Origin of the sequence: Myxococcus sp. CA056 (assembly GCF_013336715.1) — a bacterium.
Classification (GTDB): Bacteria; Myxococcota; Myxococcia; order Myxococcales; family Myxococcaceae; genus Myxococcus; species Myxococcus llanfairpwllgwyngyllgogerychwyrndrobwllllantysiliogogogochensis.
Window position 1 is genome coordinate 1 of the sequence record NZ_JABUMT010000006.1, and the last position, 21995, is coordinate 21995.

Annotated in this window: 22 protein-coding genes; 4 read left to right on the forward strand and 18 right to left on the reverse strand. The window is 68.4% G+C overall.

The genetic code is table 11. From position 1 onward, the window contains the following. The 4 genes from HUA76_RS24710 to HUA76_RS24725 form a co-directional block, all read left to right on the forward strand. On the forward strand, positions 1-389 hold a 389-nt coding region (locus tag HUA76_RS24710; RefSeq protein WP_174462251.1), incomplete at its 5' end, for a transposase. Positions 390-921: 532 nt separating this feature from the next. Continuing rightward, positions 922-1623, forward strand: a complete 702-nt coding sequence (locus HUA76_RS24715) for a DUF6585 family protein (RefSeq protein ID WP_254614463.1) — start codon at positions 922-924, stop codon at positions 1621-1623. Positions 1624-1656: 33 nt separating this feature from the next. After that, the gene (locus HUA76_RS24720) at positions 1657-2136 is read left to right on the forward strand and encodes a hypothetical protein (RefSeq protein ID WP_174455073.1); all 480 of its coding nucleotides are present in this window, start codon (positions 1657-1659) and stop codon (positions 2134-2136) included. A gap of 212 nt (positions 2137-2348) precedes the next feature. Then, complete coding sequence (locus HUA76_RS24725) at positions 2349-3170, forward strand: DUF429 domain-containing protein (RefSeq protein ID WP_174462252.1); 822 nt, start codon at positions 2349-2351, stop codon at positions 3168-3170. Positions 3171-3187: 17 nt separating this feature from the next. On the opposite strand, the gene HUA76_RS24730 is transcribed toward HUA76_RS24725, so the two are convergent. From HUA76_RS24730 to HUA76_RS24815, 18 genes are all read right to left on the reverse strand, one after another. Further along, a complete protein-coding gene (locus HUA76_RS24730; RefSeq protein ID WP_174462253.1) occupies positions 3188-4909 on the reverse strand; it encodes an FG-GAP-like repeat-containing protein in 1722 nt (573 codons plus the stop codon). A 306-nt stretch (positions 4910-5215) separates the two neighbouring features. Beyond that, complete coding sequence (locus tag HUA76_RS24735) at positions 5216-6994, reverse strand: serine/threonine-protein kinase (RefSeq protein ID WP_174462254.1); 1779 nt, start codon at positions 6992-6994, stop codon at positions 5216-5218. 123 nt (positions 6995-7117) lie between these two features. After that, a complete protein-coding gene (locus HUA76_RS24740) occupies positions 7118-7561 on the reverse strand; it encodes an excinuclease ATPase subunit (RefSeq protein WP_141640861.1) in 444 nt (147 codons plus the stop codon). 11 nt (positions 7562-7572) lie between these two features. After that, positions 7573-8811, reverse strand: a complete 1239-nt coding sequence (locus tag HUA76_RS24745) for a beta-ketoacyl-ACP synthase (RefSeq protein ID WP_141640862.1) — start codon at positions 8809-8811, stop codon at positions 7573-7575. Beyond that, positions 8808-9539 carry a 3-oxoacyl-ACP reductase FabG gene (fabG, locus tag HUA76_RS24750; RefSeq protein WP_141640863.1) on the reverse strand — a complete coding sequence of 244 codons (732 nt, stop codon included), beginning with the start codon at positions 9537-9539 and terminating at the stop codon, positions 8808-8810. The genes HUA76_RS24745 and fabG overlap by 4 nt, the downstream gene beginning before the upstream one ends. Further along, positions 9532-9996 carry a hotdog family protein gene (locus HUA76_RS24755; protein ID WP_174462255.1) on the reverse strand — a complete coding sequence of 155 codons (465 nt, stop codon included), beginning with the start codon at positions 9994-9996 and terminating at the stop codon, positions 9532-9534. Before HUA76_RS24755 ends, fabG begins: the two co-directional genes overlap by 8 nt. Next, positions 9996-11177 (reverse strand): beta-ketoacyl-ACP synthase, encoded by a 1182-nt coding sequence (locus HUA76_RS24760; RefSeq protein WP_174455081.1) that lies wholly within the window; start codon positions 11175-11177, stop codon positions 9996-9998. The genes HUA76_RS24755 and HUA76_RS24760 overlap by 1 nt, the downstream gene beginning before the upstream one ends. Positions 11178-11181: 4 nt before the next feature. Next, positions 11182-11748, reverse strand: coding sequence for a DUF3261 domain-containing protein (locus tag HUA76_RS24765; RefSeq protein WP_174455082.1), 567 nt, complete (start codon positions 11746-11748; stop codon positions 11182-11184). Then, complete coding sequence (locus tag HUA76_RS24770; RefSeq protein WP_141640867.1) at positions 11736-12968, reverse strand: NAD(P)/FAD-dependent oxidoreductase; 1233 nt, start codon at positions 12966-12968, stop codon at positions 11736-11738. Before HUA76_RS24770 ends, HUA76_RS24765 begins: the two co-directional genes overlap by 13 nt. After that, the gene (locus HUA76_RS24775) at positions 12965-15262 is read right to left on the reverse strand and encodes an MMPL family transporter (protein WP_174462256.1); all 2298 of its coding nucleotides are present in this window, start codon (positions 15260-15262) and stop codon (positions 12965-12967) included. Before HUA76_RS24775 ends, HUA76_RS24770 begins: the two co-directional genes overlap by 4 nt. Then, positions 15252-15863 (reverse strand): outer membrane lipoprotein carrier protein LolA, encoded by a 612-nt coding sequence (locus tag HUA76_RS24780; protein WP_174462257.1) that lies wholly within the window; start codon positions 15861-15863, stop codon positions 15252-15254. The genes HUA76_RS24775 and HUA76_RS24780 overlap by 11 nt, the downstream gene beginning before the upstream one ends. Continuing rightward, complete coding sequence (locus tag HUA76_RS24785) at positions 15860-16279, reverse strand: thioesterase family protein (protein ID WP_141640870.1); 420 nt, start codon at positions 16277-16279, stop codon at positions 15860-15862. Before HUA76_RS24785 ends, HUA76_RS24780 begins: the two co-directional genes overlap by 4 nt. Then, a complete protein-coding gene (hutH, locus tag HUA76_RS24790; RefSeq protein WP_174455085.1) occupies positions 16269-17825 on the reverse strand; it encodes a histidine ammonia-lyase in 1557 nt (518 codons plus the stop codon). Before hutH ends, HUA76_RS24785 begins: the two co-directional genes overlap by 11 nt. Then, on the reverse strand, positions 17800-18744 hold the full coding sequence (locus tag HUA76_RS24795) for an acyltransferase (protein ID WP_141640872.1): 945 nt from the start codon (positions 18742-18744) through the stop codon (positions 17800-17802). The genes hutH and HUA76_RS24795 overlap by 26 nt, the downstream gene beginning before the upstream one ends. Beyond that, positions 18741-19478 carry a glycosyltransferase family 2 protein gene (locus HUA76_RS24800; protein WP_174462258.1) on the reverse strand — a complete coding sequence of 246 codons (738 nt, stop codon included), beginning with the start codon at positions 19476-19478 and terminating at the stop codon, positions 18741-18743. Before HUA76_RS24800 ends, HUA76_RS24795 begins: the two co-directional genes overlap by 4 nt. Further along, complete coding sequence (locus HUA76_RS24805; protein WP_174462259.1) at positions 19475-21175, reverse strand: AMP-binding protein; 1701 nt, start codon at positions 21173-21175, stop codon at positions 19475-19477. The genes HUA76_RS24800 and HUA76_RS24805 overlap by 4 nt, the downstream gene beginning before the upstream one ends. Continuing rightward, entirely contained in the window at positions 21168-21719 is a 552-nt protein-coding gene (locus tag HUA76_RS24810) for a hypothetical protein (protein ID WP_141640875.1), read from the reverse strand. Before HUA76_RS24810 ends, HUA76_RS24805 begins: the two co-directional genes overlap by 8 nt. Then, the gene (locus tag HUA76_RS24815; RefSeq protein ID WP_141640876.1) at positions 21716-21973 is read right to left on the reverse strand and encodes an acyl carrier protein; all 258 of its coding nucleotides are present in this window, start codon (positions 21971-21973) and stop codon (positions 21716-21718) included. The genes HUA76_RS24810 and HUA76_RS24815 overlap by 4 nt, the downstream gene beginning before the upstream one ends. Positions 21974-21995 lie beyond the last annotated feature (22 nt).

Consider the following 21995-nt stretch of genomic DNA (forward strand, 5'->3'; position numbering starts at 1 on the left):
CGAAGGGCACGAGCCCTGACGCACTTCCCTCGCCGAAGCAATTGGCATGGTTGTGCGTGAAGAGGCCCTCGGAGTTGACCTCCGCGGAGACCGCGACGTTGGCGCGCATTGAGCAGGACGAGGAAGCGTCGCGTGTCGTCGCATTGACCCGGCGGTTCTGCGAACTCGTGCGCTCGCGGGGCGTTTCACAGCGAGCAAGGCCACCGAGGTCCTGCAGGCCCTTCGAAGCGTGGTTGGGCGAGGCTCGTGCGTGCGGAGTACGCGCGGTGGAAACCTTTGCGGAGGGCCTCGAACAGGACGGCGATGCCGTCCGGGCTGCCCTGACCTCTCCCTGGAGCAACGCCCAGGCCGAGGGTCAAATCACGAAGCTCAAGCTCCTCAAGCGTTAGATGTATGGCCGCGCCAACTTCGACCTATTGCGTCGTCGAGTGCTGCTCACCGTCTGAACCAAGGGTCCACACGAAGTGCGGGAGAGCCACGAAACCGGGGCAACTTCAGGTGAAGGAGCTTCACAGTCCATCCACCGTGGGATGGGTGAGCGCAATCGCTGGCGGCGTTGTCATCCCAGCCATGAAAGCAAGCGCTCCCTGTGCTTGGCGCGGGCATGTGAGTTTCGTGAGGCACTCACTCCGTGAAACAAGGCGAGATTGAAAGCGCGGGACCCCGAGATAGCCCCTCCAGTGTGTTCTCATTAAATGAGAGGTCGGAAGTGTTTCGCGCCTGTTCTGCGCCGGATCTTCTTCCCTTTGCCAGGGAATGCCTGACTTCGAGTCTCGTCACGCTTGCTCGCTTGTTTGGTGGTCGAAAAGGCCACTGCCTTTGTCTATAAGGGAGTGAACGAACATTCATTCACCGAGACCTGTGGCCCTCGGCGAACCCATCCGGCCCGTTGGGAGCTGTCCCCTGAAGCGCGTACACACCTTGGTCTTCCCCACGCCGGCCGTTTACTGGCTCGTGGCGGGCTGCATCCTCATCTACGTGGTGGTGGCGATAGTGCTCGCGCCCATGTCCATCCACCTGCTGCCACTGTCGATGGTGAAGGACCTGCTGCGAGGCAGCTTCGGGTTCATCCTCCTCGTCCTGGGGCTCCCCTGCGGCATCTACCTGATTGCCTGGCGCGCCAGCGACCTGTTCGTCTGGCTGCGCTCCCCTGAATCACTGGTGGTGGACTCGCTGCGGCTCACGTCCGGTGACACGACGCTGGCCTGGGGGAACGTGGGCAGCATCGTCCGCCAGCACAACCATGACCGCCTCTTGCTTCTCCACCGCGGCGGCAAGTACCGGCTGCGGCTGAACCTGTGGAGCGACTCGGACGAGCTTGAGGCCGAGGTGACGGACCGTGTCGTCGCCGCGCTCCTGGACAAGGTGCGCCGCCAGGTCGCCTCGGGTCATTCCGTGGCCTTCGGCCCGCTGACGCTCAGCTCCGAGGGACTGACGCACAAGAGGCAGCTCATCCGCTGGGATGACATCGAGAGCATCCGCTTCCAGGACGGGCACGACCAGGGTGTGTCGACCCGGGAGCTGATCATCGCGGCGCACGGGAGGTTCCGGAAGATCGACGAGGATAAGATCGTCAACGCCCCGGTGCTCCTGGCCTACCTGACCGACCGTCTCGAGCAGTGACTTTTTCCCCCAACCCCGAACAGGCATCACCTCATGGAAATCTATAGCTCTGCCAAGACGAAGGCGAAGTCGGACCAGCCGCACGCGTTCTACTACTCGCGCACGAAGCTCATCGTGGGCGCTGTCATCTGGACGCTGTCCACGGCCTTCTTCGGCGCGCTCACCTATCGCTCCATTGGCGAGACGGGCGTCATGGCCTTCTGCGGCTTCATCACGGCGACGTCCATCTGGATGATCTTCAACTGCGTCAAGCCGCTGGGAAGTCTGGACACGCCTGTGCTGACCATCGGCCGGGATGGCATCCTCTTCCCGGATGGCGTGCTGATTGCCTGGGACGACATGAAGGAGAACACCTACGTCGACCAGTCGTACATGGGCATCCCCATCGGGAAGTCGGTGGTCGTGAAGACCACGCTGAAGAAGCCCAAGGCCAAGCAGCTGCGCGTCGCCGCCGTCCAGATGTCGAGCGACGAGTATCTGGCCATCTGCGACCGCTACAGCCAGGCCGCGTGACCCACTGCTGAGCCGCTCCTGCGTCAGGCCCTGCCAGGCCCGGCGCGGGAGGTCTCCTCCCAGTGTCGCGAAGTCACAGTGACACCGGGCGGAGACCGATGAACGAGTCCCGCGCGGACGCGGGCCGATGTGGCCCCTGCGATAGACTCCCGAGCGCCATGCTGCAGCCGTGAAGTTTGCGAGGCTCGGTCGAGATCAACCAGGAGAGGCATGTGACGCCGCGACTGAGCTCCTGCCGCATGTTGCTGCCTCATGAAGGACGAGCGGTGGGCGTGGACTGGAGCGGTGCGGCCCAGGCACACCGGAAGGTCTGGGCCGCGACCCTGAGCTTCAGGGGCGGCCAGGGGCACCTCGTCCAACTCCAGCGGCCTTTCACTTCACGAGGCGCGAAGGCGGTGTCGGAGGGCCTGGGCCCGTGGCTGGCGGCCCAGGTCGCCGACGTGGTGGGACTCGACTTCTGCTTCAGCCTGGAAGCCAGCCAACTGGTCGCATTGGGTCTTCCCGTCACGGGCCCTCGAGAACTGGGACAGGCGATCGGCGAGATGTTCACCTCGGCGGAGTCGTTCAGGGCCGCCGTCGGGCCAGAGAAGAAGCGCGTCACGGAGGTGGAGTGCTCCGCGCCGTTCGCCCCCACCAACCTGCGCATGTACAAGCAGACCTATTGGGGCCTGCGGGCACTTGGTTCCTGTCGCGGCGCCTTTCCTCCCTGGAGCACGAGTCCCGGGCCGGCCCTGGTGGAGGTACTTCCCGCCGAAGTCGTCCGATGGCTCGGCCTGCCCAAGACCTACAAGGGCCGAGGCTTCGAGGAACGCCGGCGAGAAATCCTCCGGCGCGTCCGCGCATCCACGGACCTCCTCATCCCCGACAGCGACCTGCTCACGATGGTCTCTGACGCGGACGGAGATGCGCTCGATGCACTGCTGGCCGCACTGTCTGCCGCGTCGGCGTGGGCCTCGGGTTTCACCGGCGCCCCTCCCACGTCGGCAAGCACGGGGGAGGGGTGGATCTACTCCGTGAGGCAGCGACCCGTGTAGTAGCGAGAATCGACTGCTCAGTACGTCCCGATGTCGTAGACAGTCGACAGCCAGTTGCCGCAATTCCAGCCAGTGCCCGTCGACAGACACACCGGGTAGCGCGCCCAGGAGCGGTGGACCTGGACGACGTCGGTGCGCCCATCGCCGTTGACGTCCGCCGTCATGAACCGCTGCTCGGAGGACCCCGAGTTGTAGATGGTTGCCGACGAGTTGCTGCAACTCCAGCCCGAGCCCGTGGAATAGCACGTGGGGATGCTTCCCCAGCCACGGTAGGTCTGGATGACGTCCGTGCGCCCGTCCCCGTTGAAGTCGCCCGTCAGCATCTGCTGCTCGTGCGAGCCCGAGTTGTAGAACGTGCCCGACGGGATGTTGCAGGACCAGGTTGCCGAGGCCAGGCCGTAGCACAGCGGCATGGCATTCCATCCGCGATAGGACTGGAGGATGTCGTCCCGCCCGTCGCCGTTGAAGTCGCCGGTGAGGAAGTCCTGCTCGGCATTGCCCGCGTCGTACATGGCTACGCTGGGGTTGCTGCAGGACCAGGCCGTGCCCGTCGACAGACACACGGGCTGCGTCAACCAGCGGCGATACGCCTGCGCGATGTCATCCCGTCCATCGCCATTGAAGTCTCCCGACAGGTAGCGCACCTCGGGAGAGTCCGTCGTGCGGAGCGTGGCCGCCGGGTTGTTGCAGGACCAGCCGGTGCCAGTGGAGCGACACACGGGCAGCATCGACGAGTCGTGGTACGCCTGCGCGATATCCGTCTTCCCATCACCGCTGAAGTCGCCGGTGATGAAGCGCTGGCTCCCGGTTCCCCAGTTGTAGATGTCCGCATAGGGATTGGCGCAGGACCAGGCCCCCAGGCCCGTGGAGTAACAGACCGGGTAGCTGGCCCAGAAGCGATAGGTCTGCACCAGGTCCGTGCGTCCGTCGCCGTTGAAGTCACCCGTGACGTACCGCTGCTCCGGAGAACCCCAGTTGTAGACGGTCGCGGAAGGGTTGGTGCACGACCATCCACTTCCCGTCGAGCGGCACATGGGAATAGAACCCCAGCCCCGGTACGTCTGGAGGATGTCCGCGCGGAAGTCGGAGTCCACCTTGGCCACGTGGAACTGCTGGTCGGCCCCGCGAGGCTGCCCGTAGAACTGCCGCACGCCCTGGATGTCAGTGGTGCTGAGCTGCCCGCCGTTGTTCCAGGTCGGGCTGCAGTAGTTCATCACCGACATCAAGTCCCACGCGCCCACGTAGGTGTCCCCGTCACTGCCCTGGGACGGAGTGGTGCAGGTGGACGGTGTGTCTCCGCGGTTGTGCTCGTGCGCGAAGCCCAGGGCGTGGCCGAACTCGTGAACGCCGATGGAGCGGATGCAGTGCTCACGCTGCGCGGCGCTGGAGGCACAGGAAGGGCTCCAGTTGGCGAACGTGAAGTTGAGCACCATGCCCTCGTTCTCGTCCTCGATTTCAGTGCCCAGGCCCTCCGTATGAGGCCCTTCGTCGCTGATGGTGATGCGGATGTCCGCGGAGCTGGGGCAGGCGCCCCAACCGGAGAACACCAGGTTGCTCTCCTTCTCCCAGGTGTCGCGGATGGAGGTGCGCACCCACTCCTTCTCGGTGGCGAAGCCCGGCGTGTCCCAGCACACCGTCAGGTTGGGGCGCCCCCAGACTTCGTCCGAGTCGACATACAGCGACTGCTCCGACGTGCCGATGGCCACGAGGGATGCGTCGGTAGTCGGAGTGGAGTCCATGGGGGCGCCACATGCGACGAGCAGTCCTGCGCCCATGGTGAGGAGGAGCCCTCGGGCTCCAGTGAGCCCGGTGTTTCGGTGCCTTGATGTCTCGATGAACATGACTTTCCCTTGGCGGACGCGAGGCGCCATCCAGAGGGACAGGCGCCTCGCGCAGGAATCGAACGCGAGACACCAGGATTCTTCGCCCGGGTCCGTTCAACTCGGACGCTCCGAGACGCTGATATGTCTTTGTTGGCGGAATGCGGAGCGCCGCCCCACGTGCTGGCACGGCTCCCGAATTCCGCCGTCGGCGCCACTCGTGGCTCAGCCCGGCCCTCGGAGGAGCCGGGTGGCCTCCTCGCTTTGGGGTTGCGCATCCTTCTGCCCGATGAGCTGGGTGGGCTCCAACTCGGCAGGCGCGGAAGTTGGCGCACGGGTCAGGAGGGCCTGGACCTCTTCGGGCGTGGGGTCGCTCAGCTCTGACAGCTCGCGCTCATGCGACCAGCGCTCCGGGTAGTTCTCTCGCAGCCAGCTCGCGAGGTCGACCACGGGAAGCGCCTGCCGCACGGGGAGCAGCGCTTGTTCCAACTCCCTCGCGTCCGAGAAGCGCTTCGCGGGCGTCAGGTGCAGCGCCTTCTCCACAATCCCACGAAGCAGCCGATTCACGGCGGGAGCCTCCGGGCCTTCCCACCGTGCGCGCTGTTGCAGGCTCAGGCTGATGCCCGGAAGGTCTCCCCAGAGCAGCTCATGGAGGACGCAGCCGAGCGCGTAGATGTCACCTGACGTCGTCGCCTCCGCGCCCGCCCTGCGCTCCGGCGGCATGTACGCGAGCTTGCCAATGACATCTCCGGCCTGGGTGAGTCGACTCACGGGAGGCAGCGACGCCGTCGACCGCGAAGCCAGATGCTCCTGGGGACTGTCCACCCCATGCGCGATGCCGAAGTCGACGACCTTCACCACTCCGTCGAATGTCACCACCAGGTTGTCCGCGCTGATGTCGCGGTGGATGACGCCTCGCTCGTGCGCGTAGGCGATTCCCTTCAGGGACTGCAGGCAGAGCTCCACCACGACCTCGAGCGGCACCTCGCTCCCGCGCCGCACCAGCCGCGCGAGCTTCAGTGCGTTCACCCCGCTCAGGTACTCCATGACGATGAACCACGCGCCGTCCACCTGTCCCAGATCATGCACGGACACGATGTTCGGATGGTGCAGGCGCGCGGCGGTGCGGGCCTCTCCAATGAAGCGGTGGAGCCGGACGGCCGGGTCTTCACTGTCCTCGTCGACCATCCGCTTGAGGACCACCAGCCGATGAAACCCCGCGCGGCCCGTGCGCACCGCCAACCAGACCTCGCCCATGCCGCCACGTCCGAGGCGCGAGAGCCGTCGGTAGCGATGAATTCCCGTGCCCAGGTCCGCGCCCCTCAAGGACCGAGCGGTGAGGATGGCGAGCGAGGTGGTGGCCAGGAGCAGGAACGGAAGACCCACGAGCGCGAACAGGGGCGGACCTGAAATCCACCCGACGTCCACCGCCAGCTCTCGCCCCAGGATGCCCAGCGCGAGCAGGGCGGCCCCAAGCACCGCCGCGGCCATGGCGCCCCGACGCTTCAGTGTCAGCAAGGCCTCCAGGGCCCACGTGCCTCCCACCGTCACCGCCAGCAGCCAGAACATCGGCAGCCCCAAGCCCACCGTCGCGCGGGACAGGTCCTCGGACGTCATCCGGGGCCCCGACGTCGCCAGCACGGACCCGAGCACGTCCGCGACCCGCATCGCTCCGAAGGCCACCGCCACACCCAGCAGCACCCGCCGCGAGCGCGTCAGTGGCACGTCCAGCAAGGCCCAGAGGACTCGCAGCAGCGTGTAGGGCAGGGGAATGGAACACAGCGCGCCGAGCAACAACCATGGACGGGTGTCCACGAACATCCACCCGACTTCGTGCCGAGTGGCCCCCGCGGAGAGGCTCAGCGCCGCGAAGCCCAGGAAGCTCGTCGCGAGCCATAGCTGGACACGTTGGGAGCGCACCGCCGCCCAGGTCGCGAAATGCACCAGCGCGAGCACGAAGAATGCCCCCGCGAGCGCCAGGTGCAGCATCGTGTAGGGCGTCACGGGCGGGAGCCTAACCCAGACACCTCGGTACTCGCGAATTGCAGCCTATCCAGGAGGATGGGGCCGCCGTGAGTGCCCCGGGGATGACGCGAGGTCTGCTCGCGTCATCGACCCGGCGAACAGCTACTTCTTGCCCGCGACCTTCGCGTAGGTGCCCTTGAGCGTCACGCCGACGGCGAAGGTGCCGGCATGGCACTCGATTTCAGAGGCGTTCTGCAGCTCGTTCCTCTTGTAATAGCTGACGATGTTGACGACGGCGTTGGCGCCGCGCTTCTGGGCGCCTTCCTGGAGCGAAATCAGCGCCGACAGGATGGCCCACTTGCAGCCCTCCTCGTCGGACTTGCCCACGCCGCTGGTCTTCTTGTTGGAGACGTCCTCGCCCAGTTCCTTGGTGACTTCGGGCGTCTTCGCGCCGGCCAGGTAGAACTTCACCGTGCCATCCAGCTTCCCCTGGGCCTGCGGCATCGACAGGACGGAGGCGAGCGGAATCATCGTCACGGTGTCTCGCGCCAGCGCGGGGCTGGAGACGGTGAGCGCGAGCAGCGACAGCAGCATTGCCTTCTTCATGGGGTTCTCCGTCACTGCCACCGGCGGAAGATCAACGACGTGTTGATGCCGCCGAAGGCGAAGTTATTGGTCATGACGACCTCGGTCTGGATTCTTCGGCCATCTCCCACCAGATAGTCCAGCGGAGCGCAGCGCGTATCCACCGAGGCCGCGTCCAGATGCAGCGTCGGAGCGAACCAGCCCGAGCGCATCATCTCGATGGTCATCCACGCCTCCAGCGCCCCGCAGGCCCCCAGGGTGTGCCCCATGTAGCTCTTGAGGGAGGAGATGGGCATCCGCTCACCGAAGACCTGCTGCGTCGCCGTGGTCTCCGCCACGTCGCCCGTGTCGGTGGCCGTGCCGTGGGCATTCACATACTCCACGACGCCTGGCTCCAGGCCCGCGTCCTCCAGCGACAGGCGCATGGCCTGGGCCATGGTCTCCGCGTGGGGCTGGGTGATGTGTCGCCCGTCGCTGTTCGTGCCGTAGCCGACCAGCTCCGCGTAGATGCGCGCGCCTCGGGCCCTGGCGTGCTCCAGCTCCTCCAGCACCAGCGTGCATGCGCCTTCGCCGAGGACCAGGCCGTCGCGCTGCGCGTGGAAGGGTCGGGGCGTCAGCTCGGGCGTGCCGTTGTTCTTCGTGCTGGTGGCGAACAGGGTGTCGAACACCGCGGCCCCCGTGGCATCCAGCTCCTCGGCGCCGCCCGCGAGCATCGCCACCTGCCGGCCCATCTTGATGGCCTCGTACGCGTACCCGATGCCCTGGCTCCCCGACGTACACGCGCTCGAGGTGGTGATGATGCGGCCCGTGAGGCCAAAGAAGACGCCGATGTTGACCGCGGCGGTATGGGACATGGACCGCACGTAGGACGTGGCGGTGATGCCCTCGGTGCTCTTGGCCACCAGCATCCGGCCGAAGTCACCGATGCTCGGCGGCGAGCCCGTGGACGAGCCGTAGGACACGCCCATCTTCCCGCTCGACAGCAGCGGGTCTCCCAACAGCCCGGCATCGACGAGCGCCAGCTCACTGGCGCGCGTGGCCAGCAGCGCCACCCGGCCCATGCCCCGCATCGTCTTGCGCGAGTACGTCTGCGGCGGCAGCACGAAGGGCGCGGCGGGGGCACCCACCTGCGTGTTCAGCCCCTCGTACTGCTTCCAGTCCTCGATGACCTGCACCGCGTTGCGCAGCGACTTCAGCCGCGCCTCCACTTGCGGCCAGTCGTGACCCAGGGGGCTGAGGGCTCCAAAGCCCGTGACGACGACGCGCCTCATCCGAACAGCCCTCCGTTCACGGAGATGACCTGCCGCGTGACATAGCCCGCGTCCTCACTCATCAGGAAGCTCACCGCGGCGGCGACCTCCTCGGGCCGTCCCAGGCGCTTGGCTGGAATCAACTTCAGCGCCTCCTCCACGATGTGCGGCTCCACCATCTCCGTGTCAATCAAACCGGGCGCCACGCAGTTGACGGTGATGCCCCGGCTCGCCAGCTCCACCGCGAGCGCCTTCGTGGCGCCGATGATGCCGGCCTTCGCCGCGCTGTAGTTCACCTGGCCCCGGTTGCCGGTAAGCCCGGAGACGGAGGACAGCGTGACGATGCGGCCCGGCTTGCGCCGACGGACCATCGGCATGGAGAGGGGGTTGAGCACGTTGTAGAAGGCGTCGAGGTTGGTGTGAATCACCGCGTCCCAGTCCTCGGGCGGCATGGCGGGGAAGGCGTTGTCCCGGGCGATGCCCGCGTTGCACACCACGCCGTAGTAGCAGCCGTGCGCCTCGACGTCGGCGAGCAGTGCCTTCTCCGTCTCGGCTCGGTTCGCCACATCGAAGCGCAGCACGCGGGAAGCCCGGCCCAGCTCGCGGACCTGGGCGGCCACCGCCTCCGCTTCCTCGACCTTCGCGCGGCAGTGCACCACGACGTCGAAGCCGTCGCGCGCCAGCCGCAGCGCCACCGCGCGGCCAATGCCCCGGCTGGAGCCCGTCACCAGTACCGTCTTCTCACTCATCCGTGCCCGCCTTCATCACGTCCATCGAGGCCGGGAGCTGGAACACCGTCAGCGCGGCCGTGGCCACCGTCTCGCCTCCAATCCCGAGCGTACAATCGAACTGGCTCATCCCGTTGTCCGTCCAGAACTGCCGGCGGACCTCGATGCGCAACTGCTCGCCCACCTTGAACGCGGGGCGGCTGCACTCATACCGACGGGTGCCGAGCAGGAAGCCCATCCGCTGGGTCTCCCCCTGCAGCCGCTGACGCCAGCCCGCGTAGGCCGCGATGGCCTGGGCCATGAACTCGATGCCCACCCAACCGCCCACGGCGCCGGACTCCTGGAACAGGCAGTCCTCGCGCAGCGTCACCTCGGCCACGAGGCTCTCCTCGTCGCCCTCCACCGCGCGGTCGATCAGCCGCATGCGGTCGGCGTGGGGCACAATCTCGGAGATGTCGAAGGCAATGGGCGTGCGCATCAGGCCCTTCCCAGGATGAGGGCGGCATTGCTGCCACCGAAGGCGAACGAGTTGCTCAGGACATAGCGCGGCGGGCGCCCGAGCGCCTCACCGGGCTTCACCAGCGCGAGGGCGGGCAGTGACGGGTCAGCCACTCCATCCCACCAGTGCGGAGGCAGCCGCCCCTGGGCGTCGTCCGTGAGGGTGAGCCAGCACAGCGCCGCCTCCAGCGCCCCCGCGGCCCCCAGCGTGTGGCCCGTGAGCGGCTTCGTGGAGCTGCACGGCACGTTGCCCCCCAGAAGCGCGCTCACCGCCCGGCTCTCCATGGCGTCGTTCTGCGGCGTCGCGGTGCCGTGCAGGTTGACGTAGCCCACGTCGGCCGGGGTGATTCCCGCGCGCCCCAGCGCCGTCCTCATGGCGATGAGCGCGCCCCGGCCCCCGGGCTCGGGCGCGGAGAGGTGGTGCGCGTCCGAGGACTCGCCCCAACCCGCGAGCCGCACGGGCCCAGGCTCGCGCGTCATCAGGAACAGGGCCGCGCCCTCGCCGATGTTGATGCCCCGGCGGTGGACGCTCATCGGGTTGCAGCGCGCGTCGCTCACCGAGTCGAGCGACGTGAAACCCGCGATGGTGAAGCGGCACAGCGCGTCCGCGCCGCCCGTGATGACGGCGTCTGCCGCGCCGGAGCGCAAGAGCCGCGCCGCCGTGGCCAGGGCCTTGGCGCTGGACGAGCACGCGGTGGAGATGACGAACGAGGGGCCCTTCACGCCCAGCACATGGTTCAGCGCCATGGCGGGAGAGCCCAACTCTTGTTGACGGACATCGAAGTTGGAGGGGAGCTGGCCAGTGGCCGCGCGCGAAACGATGGCGGCCTCGCTCTCCCCGATGCCGGAGGTGCTGGTACCCAGGACCACGGCCACGCGCTCCGGGCCATAGCGCCGCATGGCCTCGTCCACGGCGGGACGCACCTGGGAGAGCGCGGAGAGGAGGAGCGCGTTGTTCCGGCTGCGCAGCGGCACCGGCAGCTCGTCCGTGGGGGGGAGCGGCTTGGTGACGTACCCCACGTGGAGTGGCCGGTCCGCGAAGTCGAAGCGCTCGGAGACGCCCGTGGGCCTGTCACCGAAGAGGGCCGTGGCCACCTCGAGCAGGCCTTGTCCCAGGGCGCAGACGAGGCCGAGCTGATTCAGGAAGACGGGCGGAATCATGAGCTCATTCCTCCGAGGGGCGTGACTCGATGGTCAGCCGGTAATGCTCCGCCAGGTTGACCAGCTCCGCGCGGCCCACCCAGCGCGGCTCTCCATCATAACGCACCGTGAGCCAGTCCTTGTCCGCGTGGCGCAGCACGCGCATGCCCGGCGAATCCTCCAGCGTCCAGTCCGGCGGCAGGGCCGCGCGCACCGCCGGGGCCGGCCAGTAGACCAGCTGGAGGTCCCGCAGCACCGTGCGCGACTGGAGCTGCTCGGGCACGCGAGCGTCCCGCTGCTCGTCCAGCTTCGCGCCGTCCCACTGCAGGGTGAAGACGCGCTGGCCCAGCGCGAACCCCGCCAGCTGGAGCGACGACGCGTCGATTTCGACGAGCGCCTCCAGCGAGCGAGGTCCGCCCGGGTCCGCGTCATGCGCGAAGCTCAAGCGCTGCGACAGGCTCACGCTGCCTCCGAACGTCGCCGGAGCCAGCGTGAGCGTGGGCAGGGCCACCTCCGGCGCCACCCGCCGAGGGGGCGGGGTGACGCAGGAGACGAGCCCGAACAGGACGACGATGGGAATCAGGCGGCGCACAGCTGCTCGAGTACGCCGAGCCGTCGCCGGCTGTCAGCCACGAAGGGGTTCTCCTTGTCCCAGGCGTAGCCGGCCAGGATGGCGGAGATCATCCGACGCACCTCGGGGGACGCGTTGGGGTGGAAGATGACGTTCTGGAAGCCGCCCGCGTACCAGGACTCGACGAAGGTGCGGAACGTGTCCACGCCCGCCTTGAGCGGCACCGCGTAGTCGCGCTCCCAGTCCACCGTCTCGCCCGCGAACACACGGCCGATGCACTTGGACGCGAGGCTCGCGGACTTGACGGCGATGGTGACGCCCGAGGAGAACACCGGGTCCAGGAACTCGCCAGCGTTGCCCAGGAGCGCGAAGCCGTTGCCCCACAGCGACTTCACGTTCGCCGCGTAGCCGGTGATGCTGCGCGCGGGCGTGTCCCAGACGGCGTCCTTCAAGAGCTTCGACAGCGTCGGGTCATCCGCGACGATGGCCTTGAGCCGCTCGGTCTCGGTGCCCTGGAACTGCTCCAGGTACTCGCGCTTGGCCACCACGCCCAGCGAGCAGCGCCCGTTGGAGAAGGGGATGGTCCAGTACCAGACGTCCACGTGCTTGGGATGCACGGTGACGCGAATCTTGCTGCGGTCGAAGTTGCCGCCGGACGGCACGCGGTCCTCCACGTGCGTGAAGAGCGCGCCGCGCACCGGGAAGTTCGACGGCGTCTCCAACTGGAGCAGGCGGGGCAGCACACGGCCAAAGCCGCTGGCGTCGAGCAGGAAGCGCGCCTGCACGCGGTAGGTCTCGCCCTCGGGCGAGCGCACCGTGATTTCGGGCTCCGCGCCGGTGACATCCACGGACTCGACGGTGTGGCGGAAGCGCAGGGTGGCGCCCATGCGCTCGGCGGCGAGCGCCAGCACGTGGTCGAAGGTTCCACGCTGCACCTGGTACGTGGTGCCCCAGCCCTTGGAGAACTTGTCGCGGAAATCGAAGTCCGTGTACGTCTCGCCGCGCGCGAAGGCCGCTCCATTCTTGAACTGGAAGCCCGCCTCCACCACGTCGCGAATCATCCCCGCTTCCTCGATGTACTCCATGCTCTGCGGCAGCAGGCTCTCTCCGATGGAGAAGCGAGGGAACTGCTCGCGCTCCAGGATCAACACCTGACGACCCTGCTTGCGCAGAATCCCCGCGGCCACCGAGCCAGAGGGGCCCGCCCCAATGATGACGACTTCTGTCTTTTCTACCTTCACGACACGTCCTTGCCAGGAGGCAGTCTGCAACAGGGCGTGAGCAACCAGATGGTGACTTCGCCCAGTAGCATGGTGAGACCAAAGGAGCGCAGGGCCGGAGTGGCCGAGAGCCCCAGGAGACCGAATGAGAGGAGGGTGCTCACGCCCGCGAGTGCCACCGCGAGCCAGGCGGAGCCCTCACCCGGGTGCTCCAACATGAAGATTCCGTAGTCCACGCCCATGCCCAGCAGCAGCATGAGGCCCAGCACGCTGAAGAGCTGGAGCGGCTCGCCCACCCAGCCGAACACCGCCAGCGTGACGAGCGTGCCCACCACCGTGGGCAGCCAGGCCCGCCACGCCTCGCGTCGGAAGCGCACGACGAGCAGCAACAGCACCGCGACATAGCCCAGCAGGATGAGCCCGCCCATGAGCCGGCGGTATCGCTCCAGGAGCCGGGAGATCTCCTGCGTCTTGTCCACCCACCGCACGCCCTCCAGCCCCTGGGCGGCGTCGGCGATGCGCGGGAGCACCGACGGGTCATTCAGCCCGCGCAGCATGACGATGCTGAAGTGCTTCTCGCCCAGGCGCCCCAACCACTGCTGCCGGATGGCCGCCGAGGCGGGACTGGCGAGCAGCCGCTCCGGAGTGAGCACGTCGTCCGCGAAGCGCGCGCGGGTGGGCTCCTCGCCCGTGGCCTGGGCCACGGCGGCCACCGCCTGCGCTTCCGCGCGGGCGCTCAGCTTCGCGTCCGAGCGCTGCTGCTCCGCGCTGGGCAACCAGTCCGACACCGCGCGATAGCCCGCGAGGACCTTGTCCGTCACCAGCGGGTCCAGGCGCGCCTTCAGCGAAGCCTCGCGCGCGAGCACCTGCTCCTCGTCCTGGCCTCCCACGAGGAAGAACTGGGCGGGGCTGGGCAACCCCAGGAGCCGCCCCAGCTCGCGCTGGTCGGCGATGAGATGCGCCGGCGCGCCCTGCAGCTGTCGCACGTCATCGCGCGTCCGCACGCGCCACAGCCCTCCGATGATGAACAGGACGAGCGCCGCGGTCCCCACCCACCACGCGCGGGTGGAGGCGAAGCGGGGCCAGCGCGCCAGGGACGTGGCGAAGCGCGTGGAGAAGGACGTCACGGGCAGGGCGCCGGTGTCCAGCGTCGGGAACCAGCAGGCCACCGTCAGGAACGCGCCCACCAGGCCCGTGGCGGAGAACAGCGCCATCTGCCGCAGCCCGGGGAAGGGCGCCACGCCCAGGGCAAGATACGCCACCACGCTGGTGAGCAGCGCCATCACCATGCCCGGCAGCAGGCTGCGCATCAGCGGCCCGCGCTCGGAGGGCGGCTTGCCCTGGCGCGCGGCGAAGTAGTGGAAGCCGTAGTCCTCCGCCACGCCGACCAGGCTGGAGCCAAAGACGAGCGTGAGCAGGTGGACCCGCTCGAACACGAGCGCCGTGACGCTCATCGCCACCGCGCAGCCGATGCCCAGCGACACACCCACCAGGATGATGGGCCGCACCGAGCGGAACGTCAGCCACACCAGCACGAGCACCGCCACCAGCGAGCCGATGCCAATGGTGGACATCTCGTTGCTGGCCTGGGACGCGGCGGCCTCCGCGTACAGCGGCACGCCCGCGGCCACCACCCGGCTGCCGGGCACCTGCGTCGTCACGGCGGCCCGCGCGCGGTCCACCACGGTGGTGATGTTTCCGTCGGCGCCCAGCGCGAAGGCGGAGACCTGGCTGTGCCACGCCAGGAGCACCCACTCGCGGCCTTCGCCAGACAGCCAGAGGCGACCGTCGCGCGGGCGCGCGGTGCTTTCGGAGGCGCGCGCCGCCCACCAGTCCGGCCACAGGCCCAGCGGGTCCGCCTCCCAGTCCGTCAGGTGGGGCCCCGCGGGCTGGTACAGCTTCATCAGCGCCGTGCCGCCCAGTTCCTCCGGTGTCGCCCGCGAAAGCCACGTGCGCTGCGCGGGCGTCAGCAGCCTGTCTCGATAGGGACGGTACAGCTCCAGCGCCGCATCCAGCGAGGACGCGTCCAGGGCGGAGGGGCTCAGGAGCGAGGTGTCCTTCGAAAGCTCCGCCGTGACGAGGTCCGCCGCGCGCTGGGCGGATGCCCAATCCGGCGCACCCACCAGCAACACCAGCTCCCGGCCCGCCTGGTCCGCGAGCTTGCGCGTGGCGGCATCGACCTCAGGGGCCTGCTCGTCCTCGGGCAGGAGCGCCAGGACGTCGGTGTCCAGGCGCGCCGAGCGCCAGAACTGGACCTGGTGCACACCCACGGCCAGCACCACCAACAGCCAGAGGATGGCGGCCTTATTTCGCAAGACGCCCGGCTTCCGCGTCACTGGGGGCGGGTGTCTGGCTCAGCTTGTCGAACTGGATGACGCTGGTGTCGCCGCGCGCCTCGTCCAGCTTGACCTGCCGCACGTACGAGTCTCCCTCCAGATGGATGCTCTTGAAGACCCGCTTGAGGCCCTCGTCCGTGGGCGTCAGGGTCAGCTTCCAGCCCGCCGTGCCCACCAGCTCGCCCTCGACGCGAAAGCGCTTGGACAGCGCGGCCACGTCACCGGACAGGAGCGCGAACATCACCTCGTTCACCGCCGCGAGCCCCGGCTCCTTGCTCGCGTCCAGGCGATAGGCCGCCGCGCCCGTGCCCTGCTCGGCGCTCAGCGACTTGCGCGTCAGCGTGAGCGTGGACGCGAAGGGCACCCGCGTGTCCCACAGCACGCCGTGCTCCCGCGACAGCAGGAACGCCCCGCGCGAGACGAGCGGCTTCTTGAAGCCGGCCACCGTCTTCTTCTGCTCGAAGTCCCCCCGCAACAGCGGCACGTCCGCCAGCCGGGCTCGGACCCCCGCGACGATGTCGTCACCGGCGCTGGCCGTCGAGCCCACCAGCAGCATCACCAGCAAGAGCGCGCGCTTCATTCGGGCTTCACCCCCAGCCGCTGCCAGAGCACCGGCGGACAGATGTACTGGAGCTCCTTGGTGGCCATCGACACGGCGACCTGGACGGTGTGGGCCTGGTTCACCTTGCGGCCCGTGGAGGCGTCTCGAATCACATAGTCGATACGGAGCCGGTTCTCCCATTCGGTGATTTCGGCGCGAATCTTCAGCGTCTTTCCGTAGAGCGCGGGCTGCACGTACTTCAGCCGCATGTCCACGACGGGCCACGCGAAGCCGGACGCCAGCATCTGCGGGTAGTCGTAGTCGAACTTCGCCAGGAGCGCGCACCGCGCCAGCTCCAGGTACTTCACGTAGTGGCCATGCCAGACGACCTCCATCAGGTCGATGTCATGGAAGGGCGGCGACAGCTCGATTTCATGGCTGAGGTCAGGCCTCATAGAGCCCCCACTCGCGGGCGCGGATGGCGCCCAGCAGCCCTTGCAGCTCCTTGTCCAACGCTCGGTCCTCCACCACCAGCGGGATTCGCTGCTCCAGATCGGCCTGCATCGACGCAAGAGACGGCGCCAGATTCATTTCTTGAGCAATCCGGCCTCGCAGGGTGATTCCCTGACGCGCCGCGATGAGCATCGCCGCCACCACCTGCTCGGACAGCTCCAATACCCGGAGGCAGTCGCGCGCGGCGATGGTGCCCATGCTCACCTTGTCCTGGTTGTGGCACTCGGTGGAGCGGGAGAACACGGACGCGGGCATCGTCTGCTTGAGGGCCTCCGCCGTCCACGCGGAGACGCTGATCTGCACCGCCTTGAGCCCGTGGTTGATGGCCGCGCGGGGGCCCGTGGAGCCGGAGAGGTTGGAGGGCAGCCCGTGGTTGTAGCGGGTGTCCACCAGCAGCGCGAGCTGCCGGTCCATCAGGTCCGCCACGTTGGCCACGGCCGTCTTGAGCCCGTCCATGGCGAAGGCGATGTGGCCCCCATAGAAGTGGCCGCCGTGCAGCACCCGCTCGCTGTCGGGGTCGATGAGCGGGTTGTCGTTGGCGCTGTTCAGCTCGTTCTCGATTTGCGCCCGGAAGAAGGGCAGGGCGTCCTCGAGCACGCCAATCACGTGAGGCGCGCAGCGCAGGGAGTAGCGGTCTTGCAAGCGCTGCTCGTTGCGGCTCGGCCGGTCCGTGGCCAGGTCCACGCGCAGTCGCGCGGCCACGCGCTGCTGTCCCACGTGCGGCTTGAGGGCGAACAGCGCCTCGTCGAAGTGGTGCGCGTTGCCGGCGCTCGCCACCACGTTGAAGGCGGTGAGCCGGGTGGCCAGTCGTCCCAGGTACTCGGCGCGCTCCCACGCGAGGCAGGCCAGGGCGGTCATCACCGCCGTGCCATTCATGATGGCCAGGCCTTCCTTGGGGCGCAGCTTCAGGGGCTTCAGGTCGTGCCGCGCGAGCACCTCCGCGGCGGGACGTCGCTCGCCCCGGTACCAGACCTCTCGCTCTCCGCAGAGCACCGCCGCCACATAGGACAGCGGCGTGAGGTCGCCACTGGCGCCCACCGAACCCTCGGCGGGAATCAGCGGCAGGATGTCGTGGCGCAGGAGCAGCTCCAACTGGGTGAGCAACCCCAGCCCCACGCCGGACACACCCTGGGCCAGCGAGGCCAGCCGCGCCGCCAGCACCGCGCGCGTCTCCTCGGGCGTCAGGAAGCGGCCCGCGCCAATGCCGTGGTACGCGTAGAGGTGGTGCGGCAGCTCGGCGATCAGCTCGGGCGGAATGGAGACGGTGCACGAGTCTCCGTACCCCGTCGTCACGCCGTAGATGTTCCCGTCCTCCGCCAGCAGCCGGTCCAGGAACTCCGCGCCCCGGGTGATTCTGCGGCGGAAGTCAGTGGAAGTGCTCAGCTCGGCGTCACGCTCCCGGCGCGACAGCGCGGACACGTCTTCAATGGCGAGCCGGCTCCCATCGAACCGGACCGCACGCTCATTCTTGATTCCTGGCGGAGGCATTCGCCTGATCCCAAAAGGGAAAGAAGTTGAACCAATCGAACGGAGAGCGCTTCAGCAGCGCCGTCACCCGCTCGGCATAGTGTTGGGCGTGGCCCGTCAACGCGGCCGCGCGCTTGCCCCGGGGGAGCTCGACACGCTCGGCCAGGGTCTCGAAATGGATGGTGTATCCGTTGTTCTCGTGGATGCACCCCAGCAGGTACAGCGGGCACTTGAACAGCGAGGCCAGCACGTAGGGCCCCACGGGGAAGGCGGCCTTGTGCCCCAGGAAGTCCACGTCCACCGTCTGACTGGCGCTCACCGGCACCCGGTCTCCGGCAATCACCACGAACCCGCCCTCCGTCACGTACTTCTCCAGCGCGACGGCTGTCCCAGGCCCCATGTCCGTGACTTCCACCAACTGGAAGCCGCTGTCCGGATTGAGCCGCTTGAGCAGGCGGTTGAACTGCTCGGCATGGCGGGTGTGCACCAGGATGTGGAGCTTCACTTCGCCACGCTTCTCCGCCATGGCGCGACACAGCTCCAGGCAGCCCATGTGCGCGGTGACGATGATGCCGCCCTTGCCCGCCTTCACCACCTCGTAGAACTGCTCGCGCCCCTCGGTGTGGACCTGCTCGAAGCGGTATCTCCCGCTGACGGCCAGGAGCTTGTCGAGCATCGTCTCCGCGAAGGTGACCATGTGGCGCAGGCTGTCGCCTCGCCCGGGTTTGCGCCCGAGCGCGCCGGTGGCCTGCTCCACCCGCGAGAGGTACTGGAGCGATGCCTTGCGCACCACGGGGCGGGCCAGCCAGTGCACCAGGACCACGGGGTACAGACAGAGGCGGAACGGCCAGCGCCCCAGCAGCCGGTGGACCCAGTACAACAGCCAGATGCCGAGCACGAAGGTGCTCTCGCCCATCTCCGCCCAATGCCGCGGCTTCATGCGGAGACCTTCCGCCACAAGAGCAGCGGCAGCCGCAGCAACATCCCGAAGAAGAGCCGGGCGTGCATGCGGGAGATGCGCACGTTGTCCCAGAGCACGTCGAAGTGGGAGATGCCGTCGGTGGGGTAGCGCACCTGGGTGGGCTGGTTGAGGATGCCCACCCCTCGCCAGTACAGCCGCACGATGACTTCCACGTCGAAGTCCATGCGCCTGCCAATGCTCACCGTGTCGATGAGCGCGAGCGTGGGCGTCAGCGGATACACGCGGAAGCCGCACATCGAATCGCGGATGGCCAGTGACAGCGTGTTGATCCACACCCAGATGTGCGTGGCGTAGCGGCCGTACAGCCGGCCCTTGGGCACCGACTCGTCGTAGATGGGCGTGCCACAGATGATTTTTTCCGGGGCCGAGGCCGCCAGCTCGACGAAGCGGGGGATGTCCCGGGTGTCGTGCTGGCCGTCGGCGTCAATCTGCAGCGCGTGGCTGAAGCCGGAGGCCTTCGCCGCCCGGAAGCCCGCCATCATCGCCCCGCCCTTGCCCTCGTTCCGGGGCAGGCGCACCAGCTCGATGCCGGACCTGTCCGCCTCCGCCAGCGTGTCCAGGACCTTCGCGCAGCCCGGCTCGCTGCCGTCATCCACCAGCAGGCACGGCAGCCCGTGCGCGCGCACGGAGTTCACCACCGCGCCCACCGCCTCGCCGTGGTTGTAGACGGGAATCACCACGCAGAGCTTCATCCGCGGACCTCACCGAGCAGGATGCGGCCGCTCCCGTGGGTGCCGGCCTCGGACGTGTACTTGAACTGGAGGCTGCCCTTGGCCTGCGTCCAGGTGAGCTCCAGGGTGAGGAGCGTCTCGGGGACGATGAGCTGCTGGAACTTCACCGCCTCCATGCGGAGGAACTCCGGCGGGAGCGTGAACAACTCCCGGCCCAGATGGAGCGCCCACTCGATTTGCGCCACGCCGGGCAGGATGGCCTTCTCCGGGAAGTGGCCCTTGAAGTACGGCAGGCTCGCCGGTGTCTCGATGCTCAGCACGGCGCGGTCCGCGGTGTGCTCGAGCACGCGCAGGGGCGGGCGGCGGGAGTCGAAGAGGGCGACGAGCGCGGCCTCGGTGGATTTGCCCTGGGAGTTGACTGGCATCGCCTCCAGATACCGGAATCGACGCGGAAGGACACTGGGCTCGAACTGGGAAGACAGGTGCTTTCGGATGGCCCGGTTCAGGAAGGGCTTTCCACTGTCGGCGTGAAGGTGCCGGCCGGTGGGCCCCAGCACGGCCACCACCCCCAGAACCGAGCGGTTTCCCTCGGACAGGGGCACCACCCGCGCCTCGCGGACCAGGTCACTCTCCAGCAGGGCCCGCTCCATGGCGCTCAAGGAGACCCGCTTCTCCTCCAGTTTGAGCAACCGGTCCATGCGCCCCAGCAGCTCGAAGCCCTCCGGCAGCAGCTGGGCGCGGTCCTCCGTCTGGAACCAGGTCCCGTCCGGCAGGTGGGGGGAGCGGACCGCCAGGGCATCCTCCGTCAGGCGGACCTCCACGCCGGGCATCGTCCTCCAGCTCAGCGCCTCGTCCTGGGTGCGCTGGCGCCAGGCGATGCCCCCGGTCTCCGAGCTGCCGTAGACCTCCACGGGCGCCTGCCCGAGCAGCCCGCGACAGGCGTGCAGCGCGTCGGTGGACAGGGGGCCCCCCGAGGAGAACACCGAGCGCAGGTTCCCCCGCACGCCCGCCCAGTCCAACGTGTCCGGCAGCCGCTTGAGGTGGGCGGGGCTGGCGATGAGCGCCGCCGGCCCGTGCGAAAGCTCGGCGACGATGTCCTCGGGGTACGGCAGGCTCCGGGCCAGGAACGGCCGGCCCGACGTCAGCGGCCAGAGGACCCGGAACAGCAGGCCGTAGATGTGCTGGTGCGACACCGTGGCGAGCACGCGGCCGGGACTGGGACCGAGCCTGTCATCGAAGAGGTCCGCCAGCGTGGCGACCTCCCGGGTGAGCTGCCCCAGGTGTTTGGGGATGGCGGCGGGCTCTCCGCTGGAGCCGGAGGTGTAGACGACCAGCGCCTGGGCCTCCGGGGAGAGCGGCGTCCACTTCGCGCGCGCGCCCTCCTGGAACTTCAGGAGCGGGGTGGACGAGGGAATCTGGCCGGCGAAGCCGTCCACCTCGCCGCGGAGCTTCTCGCGCGTGGTGGGCTGGATCTCCGAGGGAAGATAGACGCACCGGCCCGCGTGCCAGGCGCCGAGCAGGGCCGCGGCGAACTCGAAGGTGTCCTCGAAGGAGAGGGCGAAGCGGTGGCCCCCGTGCCGCTCATACGCGGCGCGCCAGCCGGCGGCCCGGGCCTCGAAGTCCGCGAAGGTGAGCACCTGCCCCTCGCGAAACGCCACCGGAAAGTCGGCGGGGCGTCCACGGCTGAGGAGGTGTTCGATGGCGATGCGCTCAGCCATGGGCGTGGCTTGCCTTCACGCGTCGGCGCACCAGCCACTCCCCGGCGAAGAGCACGCCCATCAGCCCATAGGCGATGAGCCCGTTGTACAGCGCCCACGTGGCGTCACTGGCCCACAGCGCGGTGCCCAGCGCGATGCTCCCGTTGACGACGAAGAACCCGCACCACACCTGCGTCACCCGCCGCGTATAGGCCACGCCGGACGGGGGGAGCTCGGGCTCGCGCAGCCGCGCCAGCCGTTCGATGACGCTGGGAGGGGACACGAGGCTGGTGGCGAAGACGGTGAGCAGCATCGTGTTCACGAGCACCGGATAGAGCTTCAGCGGCAATGCGTGGTTGCCCAGCAGGCTGGTGCTCGCGAGGACCAGGGCCCCCGCGGCCGTGACGAGCCAGACGCGCTCGCGCGTGGCCACGGCCCGCACGACGGCCATGCCCGCCAGGGGCACCGCCATCCAGCGAGGCTCGAACCGGCCCAGGCCCCAGTACACCAGCAGCGGATACGCGAGGCTCAGCACGCCGAGCAGCGCTGGACGCAGAAGCTTCACGCCGCCACGGACTCGTCGAGCAGGCTGTGCAGGGCGTCGACGACGTCCTGAATCGTCCGGACCGACTTGAAGACCTCCGGCGGAAGCCGCTTGCCCGTCACGGGCTTGAGCTTCACGAGCAGGTCCACGGCATCGATGCTGTCGATGTCCAGGTCGTCGCGGAGGCGGGCCTCGGGGGTAATCCGGGCCGGGTCGATGTCGAAGGTGTCCTGCAGGAGCGTGCGCAGGTTCTCGAAGAGCTGGGTCTTGGTCATGTGCATATCCCCCTCGAATGGG